Source organism: Comamonas sp. E6 (assembly GCF_001010305.1).
GTDB classification, from domain to species: domain Bacteria; phylum Pseudomonadota; class Gammaproteobacteria; order Burkholderiales; family Burkholderiaceae_C; genus Comamonas; species Comamonas thiooxydans.
In genome coordinates, this window is the sequence record NZ_BBXH01000048.1 from 1 (window position 1) to 12119 (window position 12119).

The 12119-nt window shown below is 50.0% G+C and carries 4 protein-coding genes; 2 read left to right on the forward strand and 2 right to left on the reverse strand.

Translation table 11 applies throughout. The annotated features are described in order from the left end of the window. The first annotated feature begins 173 nt into the window (after positions 1–173). Together CSE6_RS25505 and CSE6_RS25510 are read left to right on the forward strand one after the other, a co-directional pair. The gene (locus CSE6_RS25505) at positions 174–5741 is read left to right on the forward strand and encodes an Ig-like domain-containing protein (RefSeq protein ID WP_152668671.1); all 5568 of its coding nucleotides are present in this window, start codon (positions 174–176) and stop codon (positions 5739–5741) included. A gap of 142 nt (positions 5742–5883) precedes the next feature. Then, the gene (locus tag CSE6_RS25510) at positions 5884–11421 is read left to right on the forward strand and encodes an Ig-like domain-containing protein (protein WP_083994839.1); all 5538 of its coding nucleotides are present in this window, start codon (positions 5884–5886) and stop codon (positions 11419–11421) included. Positions 11422–11534: 113 nt separating this feature from the next. On the opposite strand, the gene CSE6_RS25515 is transcribed toward CSE6_RS25510, so the two are convergent. After that, entirely contained in the window at positions 11535–11777 is a 243-nt protein-coding gene (locus CSE6_RS25515; protein WP_059441854.1) for a hypothetical protein, read from the reverse strand. A 20-nt stretch (positions 11778–11797) separates the two neighbouring features. After that, positions 11798–12119 (reverse strand): hypothetical protein (locus CSE6_RS26295; protein WP_193751181.1); only part of this gene is annotated, 322 nt, incomplete at its 5' end.

Genomic DNA, 12119 nt, shown 5'->3' on the forward strand with positions numbered 1-12119 from the left:
GGCTCTACTTTTCGATTGACATGAGATCGACGACGCTCTTTCCGTAAGAGCGTTTTTTTGTATGTATTGGTTCAGCAGAAGGAACTAGCTGACCAATATGGGCCACCCCACGGGCCGACTATTGAAGATGCGTGTTTAGCCTTGACACCATCTATAAGTCCGTGGAGAACTCCATGAAAAGCGTAAAAAAGGTGGTCCTGTACGCTACCGCAGCCCTTATTGCGGGCGCGGCAGGTTCCGTGCACGCTGATGTGCTGCAATACAAATTCAGTCAAGCGAGTGGTCAAGTGCGAGAAGTCTTGGCTGAAAACAAATACATAAATCCTGATAGTTTTCTTGATATTTATGCCAGCGCTGGTACAGATCGAAAGGTGAAAATCACCATTCTTCGAAAAGATACAGGCGCTGAAGTCGAAAGCAAAACGAGCGAGTTGTTGGGCTTCAACAGCAAGATCGTTGTCGATTCCAAGTCTTACTACGGCGCTATTCTGAGATTCAATTCACCCTCAGAAGGAACCTATGTAGCCCGACAAGACACCCTGTCATCAGCGAACAAAATTGTTCAGACTACGCAGACTGAATTCGTCGTTGACAGAACACCACCTAGAACAGGTGAGTGGTTCTGGAATATTCCTTATGGCGGAGGAATGCAAGGGGATGGGATACCTAAGTTCGGGACAACCGAGGCTCGAAATATTGGTATCAAAGATGTCCAAGATGCAAGTGGGATTTCGTCTATCAACTTCAAGACAGAAGTTATTAATGGTCCGAAAACCGGCCTGATTACGAATACAGGTGATGTCGAATACAACGAGAGCTTGAAAGAGGCAATCATCGGAGGCGCAAACGTCAACGACTTGCACGACAAAGCATTTAATCCATCCGGCACAAACTCTAAGAATAGGATTACCTTCTATGTGACGGATAAAGCAGGAAATAGCTCTTCCTCTTCGATGGTATTTCATAATGATACTGTTTGCCCCGCAACTCCAATTCCGGTCGGATACTACGATCCAGCGTATACCGGAAGCTTGTATGGTGTTCAGCAGTTAAAGGGATACAGGGAAATTACAGGAAGTTTTAATCTTCCTCAGAATCCTGGTAGTTTTATCTACCGTTCTCCAAGAAGCCAAAGTAAAGCTGCGACAGAAACTCAGCCATATGGTGGCTATTTCGTGTCAGATGCTGGTGGTGTTATTAATCATTCCGTTATTCATAGTGACAGCAACTATGTTTACTACAAGATTGATGGGGTTATCACACCAGACAAGCAGTTTGGGGAGTTTCTGCGATGGAATGGAGACGGGTTCTGGATTTGCGATGATGTAAGGCTTCCTCAAGCAAACTTCACAGCATCAACGACTCCACCTCATAATAAAATCAAGCAAGAGTTTGACATTGCTGGCTATGGGCGTATCCAGGTCGGATTCAAAGATGTTCCTGGACGAACGATTCCTCGTGATACCAAGATGACAGGTATCGCAGTTGAGGTTGAGCCGCGCCCATACGTGCAAAGGGTAATGGTCGCACAGCAGACCTGCGATGTGCCTGCTAATCAGAAGTCATGCTATATCAATACGAATACGCCTTGGAACGTTACAGGTGAAGTATTGATGTATCAGTATCTGAGCAATGTTAGCCGGTTAGATGTACCTGGAATGGTGGTGGCTGCTGGATATATTACGCTCGCCTATGATGGAGAAGATCCGATATTCCAGAGGTTTGTCAGTCACGACAGCTTTGAAAAGAAGGTATCTGTTGAATTCTTTGAGGGAAATTCAGGAAGTCTTTGGGGGTCTGTAAGCCTCCCGCATTCAGGCCTCAGATTTGTCGATAAATCTGGAAAAGAAACTATCTTGAATCATGAGTCTGTCGTTTCTGGAAATAACAAGTATACATTTACGACAAGCTATAAAGGTCTACCCCCTGGCCAGTATGACGTTTACGCGTGGGCAAAGGATAACTGGGGAAATACTGCAGCTCCATCTCCAAAATTATTCACCATTGCGAACGACACAACCAAGCCGGTGATTAAGATAATTTCATCAGGAAGCGGTGTGACAAGTCTTGATGATATTACCTTCACTGTGAATGATGAAACTACGGCGAAGCCGCGAGTCACAAGCATCAAGCTTGAGGGTGGTCCTACCAAAGATACGGTATATCTAGCAGCACGCTCACTGGGACTGAATTACTATGGTTTGGAGTATCCAATCATGTTCCCGAGTCTTGAGCAAGGTGAAAGCTACACGCTCACAGTTCAAGGCGTAGACGATCAGGGAAATATAGGTGAAGCGAGCTTCGGCTTCGATTACACACCTCGCCAAATAACGATGTCGCCAGACGCGAGCGGCATATTGTCGATCCCAGCCTTGGCTGCGGAGTTCAGGCGTGCCAGCGGCAAGGAGGTAATCGATTCAAATCCGGTGACTATGCGCGATGGTACGGTTGTGTCGGGCCGTTATGACATCATGGCTACGCTGCGCAAGGACGCCAAAGTACCGCTGAAGGTCAACGGTTTCGTTGTCGAACCAGGCCAAACCGTTGTCGTGATGCCCGCCCACGACTTCTCTAGCACTGGCGGCAAGATCAGCCTGTCCGTGTCGGCAGCAGTTGATGGCCAAACGGGCACATCGAATTTGCTGGTCACAACATCGGCTCCGAACTCCCCAGTCCTCATTGCGAATATCAACGTCTGGAAGCCAGCTGGGAAGCTCACAGGAACATCCGCGTCAGTACGCCAGGGCATTGATGTGTACACAACGAATGCAGTGAATGACGCTGCAAACGGGAGCCGGTGTGCCCTGAGCATGGATGAAACCCGCGCCAAGACCGCCGATCCCATCACAGCCCCAGTGTGTTTGCTCGGTTGGGACAAGATTCCAGAGGGGGATTACCAAACTACTGAGAAGGACAAGAGCACCATCAACCTGCAAGGTAGAGCATCCAAGCTGGGGAGCAACGACATGACGTTTGCTCTTTACATGTATGCCTCCAACGGCACCAAGTATCTCGTTGGTAACGGCAGTGGCAAGCTAAGCGTCACCTCGCCAATGGGTTCGGTGAAAATAGCAACGATCACCGATCTCTCGAAGGTGACTCGTCGAATTCAGGAAATTGACACTCGCGTCAAGCAGGTTGAAGGTCCAGTGTGTCTCTTCGTGCAAGGCGCTGAGAAGGCCGCGCTCGATGCCAGCACCAAGATGAACATCGCAGCAAGCCCAAGCTGCTGGGTTGAGTGGACAAAGCTGCCTGTGGGATTGAGCCAAGCTGAGAGAGTCGAAGTTCCCCTGCTGCAGGGCAACATCCCGAACAAGGGCGCGACTGAGCTGAAGTGGAAAATCTCGATGTTCAGCAAGTCAGGACAACAGATTGTCCTGAATGAGCAATCACAGCCTATTACGGTCGTTGATCCTTCCGTTCCTACGGTAGAGATTACCTCCCCACACGTCGTCAACGATAGCCTGCTTGTGGTGCCTCACACGGGTGGCTATGTAGGTGACGTGACCATCACTTCTGAGAGATCTCAACTTGATGTGAGCATCATGCGAGGCACTGACGTTCTTGAGTCAGGTGTTGCGGAGCCAAGCCGATTTGACAAGAGCCAGCTATACCGCCGCATTGATACCGACGAGCGGCCCCTTTGGACTGAAACACCGTACACCGTCAACGTCAACTACACGTTGCTGCCTGAAGTGAAGACCAAGAAGGTCTACCGCATCGTGGCAGGCCCATCGCTTGGCATGAGGCCGGTTGTATCGGTGAATTCGAACCAGGCTGTGGACACTGAAGCCATGAAGGTGAAGGTGACGATGAGTGACCGATATAAGCCTGCAGAGGCCTATAACGCAAACATGGGCAAATGGAAGGTCCGTTTGGTCAAGCTCATGACCTACAACAAGCGAGAGCCAATGACGGACTATGTGGAAACCGTTGACGGCGTGGCCACGTTTAATGTTGGTTTGGACAATGTGAATGCAGCATCGGTGCGCTTCATCGCAGAGGCGGTGCTTGTATCTCCGATAGAAGGCTACAAACGAACTGAAGAATCAACAGTGCCGACATTCATTACTGTGTTGAGAGGTAATGCGATTGGGGCATCCGTGACAGGGCGACGCCTTTCGGGCGAAGCTCCATTCGTGACAGCATTTAAGTTGGCACTGGATGAAGCTCTTGATATGCGTGCGGTCGGCGCTGTCGTCTGGGAAGTCAGCAGCAACCGGGGATCTAGCTGGGAGAAGATCGTTCAGCCGGAACAGCGCAAGATGATGTTCATGCGTACCTTCGAGAAAGGTGAGTACAAGGTCCGGGCCAAGATCACCAACATCAACTCTGCAAAGGAAAAGTACACAGAAATCGTGGATGTGATCGCCTATGACAAGCCCAAGCTTGAACTGACTGGCGCGCAGCAGCACTTCATCGGCTCCAAGGCCACGATGAGCGCCAAATTCAAATTTGGTAAGGACTACATCAGCAAAGATCGCGTCGTGATTGAATGGTCTAAGGATGGTGGGAAGACCTACGCAAAGGGTACAGATACGTTTCAGCTGACCTCAGCCAAGGAAGCCCGGATCAAGCTATCGGTTCGCGCTCGATCCATTGATGCACCAGGCAGCGATGCCTATGCTTTCGATGTCGTGAACAAGAGCATTGATTTTCTGCCAGTGAAGCCGCCCCGTCCTTACGTGACGGGTCCCTCACGAATCGAATTGGGCAAGACATACACCTTCAATGCGCGCATCACACCTCCGTACCCTTCGATGGATGTGAAGATGGCCGGTGCCTTCACCTTGCCGAACGGCAAGATCGTCAACGGCGAGTCGGCAACCTATACGCCCACTGCAGCTGACTTGTCGGCAGAGCGAGTCGAGACAAAATACACCGCCTGGGTTGATGGCTACCGCAACCAGGGGGCAGAAGGGACTCACTCGATGCGTTCGCGTGTTTGGGAATATGTGTTCCCATCATTCGGTCTGCAGATCCGCAAGAGCGCAAACGTGTCGCCAGTTCAGATCACGCTGACAGTTCGTCCGATTGCTTTCGAGGGCACCCTTGAATCACCGACCTACGACTGGAACATTCCAGCAAGCGCGACCGTGCTCGACGACAAGTTCCCCACGCTGCGAACCTTTGTCCTCAATTCCACTGGCGCATTTGATGTCGGTGTGGTTGTCCGTGATGCGCGAGGTAACGTTGCAAAGCTGAAGGAAACCATCCTGATCGGTGAAGCTGCACCTTACTCAGTAGAGGTGAAGTACTCGGGTTCTAACCCGATCAATCGCGCACCATTGAGCGTTCTGCTGCGCCCTTATGTGACGGGTGGGCATCCGCAAGATCGCATCCTGACTCGGGAGTTCTTCGTGAACGGTGAGAAGCTGAACGTCACTGGCTTCTATGGCCGAACCGTCCTGCAGGCGGGTGAGCACGACATTCAGTACAAGGTTGTGAGTCAGATGGGCAGCGAGGCCACGGCCAAGCTCAATATCTCGGTGAAGGAGAACCAGCCTCCAACCTGCACCATGTCAAGTCGTGAGACAGTCGGCTCCTGGCTCTTCTATGCGTCCTGCAAAGATGAGGATGGCCGCATGAAAAACTACGAATGGACTGTCGATGGTGAGGTGAAAGCGGTTACTGGTGATCGCCTGACGCTGAACCGCAGCGGTGATGCCAGGAAGCCCAATGTTCAACTGATCGGCATCGATGATGCAGGCGGGCGCTCGCAGCCAGCTGCGCTGCAGTAAGGCTCTTTAGCTACCAAATAAGGCCCGCGCTCTTGGAGCTGCGGGCCTTTTTCATTTCCGCCCAGGAAGGGCAACTTGGTGTTCAAGGAAATCAAAGGGCGAATCCTAGACTGAAAGCTCCCATAGTTACGTGGAGACGCGTATGAATTTCCGCAGAAAGTCAGGTGCATTGTTCCTGATTGCAGCAGCTGGCCTTCTACATGGGGCCAATGCTGAAGTTGTCCAATATGAATTTACGGACACCTTAAAGAAAACAAAAAATGTTCAAGCAACATCAGCAATTGACTACTTGAACCCCTCAGGTGATATTTCCGTCACAGTAAGTGCCGGTATTGATCGAAAGATCAGATTGACGGCTATTGATTCCGCAGGAAAGACAATAGCGACACAGACAAGTGGAGTTGTTGGTCCGAATGACCGAGTTGTTGCTAACAACAAAAGTTATTACGGCTTTGTAATGGCATTGAAGTTGCCTGGAGAAGGACGGTACTCGGTAAAGGCTGAGCTTCTTTCCTCGTCAAATCAGGTGGTTCAGACTGACGGGTATCAGGTCATTGTAGATACTAGCCCTCCGACTGCAGGAGGAATTTCCATCACTTCCCCCTATGGTGGTGGCATCATGGCGGATGGACTAATTGCAGTTTCAAAGGCAGATAACACAACTGGTATAGCAAGCGTATCCATACCGAATATCCTAGATAATAACTCTGTCAAATCAATTAAATATGAACTCATAGCATCCGATTCAGGGGTTGCAGTCAAATCCGGTGACTCTCAATATACTGAGAATGCGGATTCAATGGACTTGAGAAGAACATTCTTTGCGAATACATTCAATGTCCCTAATGGTAAATACAGGCTGAAATTTAACATTAACGACATTGCAGGCAATATTTCAACATTGGAAAGAGAGATGTATGTCAACTCTGTCTGTCCTGAAACACCAGAATTTATGGGCCTTTATGACCCAGACTCAACAAGCAACTTTCTGGATATACCAGCATTGAAGGGCTTCGTTGGCCCTACCAATGGAAAAAATATTGTTAAAAACAATCCAGCAAAGGCCCTTTATCGTGTCAGGAAGGATCAATCAAGAGATTTCGACCCGATTTGGGGTGGATTCTTTGCAAACATGGGGGTATCCAAAACCGTTCTGGCAGTAGATGGTGAATATGCATATTTGTTGATGGAGGGGCCTGTTAATGAACTCGGGAACTTCCCGAATGAATCTCATAGATGGACCAATACGTCAACTCATGCATGTAAGTCGATGGTGGTGCCTAATGCTGAGATAGATCCTTTACAGTCTGCGCCGGAGCCACTTTATACGGAAGCTTATATTGATGGCTTTGGTTGGGGGGCGAATACCTTCTACACAAAGGATCGCAATGTGCCTGCCGATACGAAGGTTTCGCGTCTCCGTTTTCATATCAAGGCGGCAAGAGGCTATGACATCCTGGTAACGCAAGGGAAGCCATCATGTGTAATACCTGCTGGTGGTGTTTCTTGCGAAATGGAAGTTGATTATCCATTTAATACAACAGACTCCACGGGGGTATATTCTTTCAACGGTAACTTTAAAAGAGCATCTGACGGACAGCTTGCACTTTCTGGTAATGGCAGATTTTTCTACTGGGATAAAAAAAGCCCTACGATAACATCTGTGTCCCATGCTAGGGAAGTCAAGGAATTTGTCTTCTATGTGAATGAGCCTGGAACAGGCTCATATGGGATGGGACTTAATAAAGGATTTATCGTTGCCAAAAACAACTTGAGTGGGGTAGTGACAGAGATCGCAGAAACAGGAGGTAGAACAACTGCTGGGAATGATCACACCGTAACTATTTCATATAAGGCTTTGTCCGATGGGGAATACACATTCTCATTAAGGGCTTTGGATAATTATGGAAACAGCGTAGAGCAACAGGTGGATGGCATCTACGCAATTGATTCGACACCGCCTGTCCTGAACATTGTTGCCGGAACCTCAATTTCGACGCTGGATGATGTCAAGATAAACTTGAGTGATGCCTTGGATAAAACGCCAAGGATAACTGAGGTTAATCTGAAGGGCGGGGCGTCTAATGAGAACGTATTCCTGACTGTACGTTCCCTTTCATCTGGGAATTACGCGCTTGAATACCCAGTGATGTTCCCTAGTATGAAGGAGAATGAGAAATATACTTTAAGCATCAAGGCCCAAGACAGTCAAGGAAATCAAGTCCAGAAAAGTGTGACTTTCAAGTATGAGCCGAATCAGATCGCACTAAAGGGAAATTCTTCTAAGATTTCGATTCCGGCGTTTGAAGGCGATTACGTGCTGGAAGGTGGGAAGAAAATCCTGGAAACGGAAAAATTTACTTTGAAAGATGGCTCAAACGTTGTTGGTGTCTATGATATTTTCTTGACTCTTAGATCTGACTCTGAGGCTCCCGTGCGCGTTAATGGTGTAGAAGTTTTGCCTGGAGAAACAAAAACAGTTATCAAAGACTACAACTTTGGCGCTAACGAAAGCAAGATTGCATTTGATATTAAGCCCGGTGCTCAATTCAAAAAAGGTGTGGCGAATATCTTGGTTTCTTCTTCTGCACCTAATTCTCCAATCGTTGTTGGTGAAGTAACGATGTGGAAGCCAGAGATTGACATCACGTTCCCCTCGCGCAGCATTGTTCAGGGAATTGAGAATTACAATGTCGCTCTTCGACCGGAAACATCAACAACATGCCAACTGACTACGCAAGAGTCGAAGGCCAAAGCAGCAAACAATATTCTTGCGCCGATTTGTCTCGTGGACTTCTTTTCAAAACCTGTTGGTGACAGTATTCAGGTAGATGTGGCGAATGGTGTAGACCTCGTTGGTCGTATGAATCAAGTCGGTAGGGAAGGTGTTTCATTTGCGCTGTATGTGTACGACAGCAAAGGGAAAAAGAATCAGGTGCAGAGTGGTATAGCGTCGGTGAACTCGGTATCGGCTTTGGGATCTGTATCACTTGCTGCTACTGAAGATATATCCAATGTGGTCCATTCAATTACTGATGCCGGTGTAAGGCTGAAGATCCAAGATGGCTACAAATGCAGTCTCACAATGAACAGAGATGCGGCGATTCAAGATGCTGCCACTCGATCATCTGAGCAAGCGAGCAATTATTGCTTTGTTGAGTGGATCAAGACCCCACCAGGGCTGGTTCAAGATGAGCGGTCTGACACGCCCTATCTTCGTGGCGTTGTCTCGTCTGAGGGTGTGCACCCCATCTCCTGGCGCGTGAGTCTGTTTACCAAAACTGGGGCTGAAATCAAGCTCAATGAGCAGTCAATCAACCTGACGGCGGTGAACCCACCTAAGCCCGAGATCCTTATCAACTCCAAGAGCTTGGTTCCAGACTCTGAAAACGTGTTGGTTGTTCCGATGGCGGGCGGCTACATCGGTGATGTCGAAATCAAGTCAGTACGTGCAGCTCTGGACCTATCCATCGCGCGTGGTACTGAAGTCTTGGAACAGGCAAAAATTGAGCAGTCGATGGGCTTGTCAAACAATTCGACCTTCCGACGATTGAATGCGGATGCCCGTAATCTGTGGGAAGTCACGAAGTACAAGGTTGCAGCGGCCTTTACCGCACTTCCTAGTGTGAAACAGGAAGTCGTGTACAGCGTCTATGCAGCGCCCAGCGAAAGTGTGAAGCCAGTCATCAAGCTGGATTCGGACACAGCTGTTAACACCTCGCCCATGAAGGTGGTGGTCACGATGAGCGACCGAGGCTCAACCTCTTCGACCTATTCCCCCGAGACAATGGGGAAGTGGAAGGTGAGGTTGGTGCGAGTCATGACTTACAACAAGCGCGAAGAGCTTGCTGCACCAGTTGCGATCTCTGAAACTGGCGAGGCTGTATTCAATGTCGATGTTGGCAGTTTAGATTCGACGGCTCTGCGGTTCGTGGCCGAAGCTGAGCTGGAAAGTCCTGTACCTGGCTACAAGCGAGTGGCAGAGTCGCCTCAAGGTGCCTTCGTCACCATTTCCCGAGGCGGAGAGATCACATCAGCCATATCTAGCCGTCGAACGTCTGGAGAAGCCCCCTTCACGAACACCTTCAAGCTGAGCATCGATGAGCGTTTGGATATGCGCGCTGTGGGCGATGTTGCCTGGGAGGTCAGTTCTGATGGTGGAAAGAGCTGGGTGGCGCACGATGTCAAGAACAAATCACAACGCTTCATGTTTGTGAATGTCTTCGACAAAGGTACACATCAGGTCCGCGCAAAGGTGGTCAATGCTAATTCGCTGAAGTCCAAGTATTCGGAGCCAGTGGAAGTCATTGCTTACGACAAACCGAAACTTGTGCTCACAGGTGCTCAAGCCTTCTACGTGGGTGGTACCGCCAAGGTCACAGCTGCCCTAACGCTCAATGGGAAGCCATTGAACACAGGAGATGCAGTAGTTGAATGGTCTGTAGACAACGGAGAAACCTTCAATGAAGGATCTACCCAGTTCGAGATCAAGCAGTCTGAAGTGTCCCGAGTGCGTTTGGTGGCCAGAGCGCGCTCTAAGGAAGCGCCTGCAGAGGACATGAGTGGCTACAGCGTTGTTCGAAAAACTGTGGAGTTCCTGAAGATGAAGCCGCCGCGCGTCTACGTCGATGGCCCAATTCGGGTCGAGAAGGGAAAGACCTATGAACTGGCTGCACGGGTGACACCTCCGTATCGAGACATGGATTTGTCGTTCGATGGCGAGTTCACTCTACCGAATGGAACTGTTCAGAAGGGCACATCCATCCAATACACCCCCAGTGATGAAGATCTTGCATCGCAAACGATTAACGTGACCTACACGGCATGGGCACAAGGTTTCCGTGAAGATGGGGCTGAGTCCACCTACGTTTTCAAGACAAAGGTTTGGGAGTATGTGTGGCCAACCTTTGGCTTGGAGATCAAGAGAACCGCAAAGGTTGCACCTTCAGAGGTGACGGTCAAGATCCGGCCTATCGCATTCAGTGGCAACCTTGAAGAGCCTACCTATAGCTGGACTCTTCCTACCAAGGCAGTCATTACGGACTCTAGCAAGGCGACACAGCGCACCTTCAAGATCCTTGAAGACGGTGTGTATGAAATTGGCGTTGTTGTGAAAGATGCCCGTGGCCATGAGACTGTGATCAAGCAAGATCTGGCAATCGCTGAGTCTGCCCCCTACAAGGTGGACCTTCAGTACTCTGGGTCGAACGCAATCAACCGCGCCCCCTTGGATGTCCTGCTACGACCATATGTGACTGGCGGTCATCCGCTTGACCGCATCGACACACGCTCGTTCACCGTGAATGGTGAAAAGCTGGATGTCGCGGGACACTATGGCCGAATCACTCTTAATGCTGGTAATCACGATGTAGCGTTCAGCATCCGCAGCAAAATGGGTGAGGAAGCTGAGGCAAAGGTGCGGATCAGTGTGAAAGAAAACACACCACCAACATGCACGCTCACTCAGCGAGAAACAGTAGGCTCCTGGCTCTTCTATGCATCCTGCAAAGATGAAGATGGCCGCATGAGGTCTTACGAATGGACGGTAGACGGTGAAGTGAAAGCGGTTACAGGTGATCGCCTGACGCTGAACCGCGTAGGTGATGCGAAAAAGCCCAATGTCCAGCTGATCGGCATCGATGATGCAGGCGGGCGTTCACAGCCAGCCGCGCTGCAGTAACGCTCAGTAGCTGCCAAGACAAAGGCCTGCGCTCTTCGGAGCTGCAGGCCTTTTTTGCGCTTGACGGGTGCCCAAGCCACAAGCTCATGCACGCGCGGTAATTTCCAAAAGAATCAGCGTTTGACGCCCGACACAAGAATTGCCTTTTCAACATTCAATGAAGCGATGGCGACTTTGAGCTTGATGATCTTGTTGGCCTGGAACTTGGCGATGAAGGTCAGCACCAGGGCAACAACCGACGAGACTCCGGCAAGCACCTGGGCGCGGGCACTTGACGCATCCGCGCTGTTTGTTGCGCCGTAGAAGGCGACTGCGGCACATGCGAGCAGCAGTGCTGACGCGATGAGCACTGTCATGTTGATGACTCGGTGGAAATTCATGTAGCGCTTTCGGCTGTGACGGAGATTGGTGCAAAGCCAGAATGCACAGAAAGGGCTGTAGCAGCTTTTTTTGCATTCGGGCGGGGTAGTAGCGGGTGGGCTTTTTCAAGCACTCCAACGAGCGATTCGGCGCGCTCGCGCGCATCCGCAGGCAAGGCCTGGGCTATCGCATGCATAACGTCAAACAGAGCAAGCATTGCGGTGTAATCCTCAAGCATTGCGCGTGGTGATTTGCCGCACTGATGAAACACCGTGCCCGCTTCCGCGAAGAGAAAGGCATGTTGATTTCCACGCAGAACTGACCCGCCGGGGATGCGG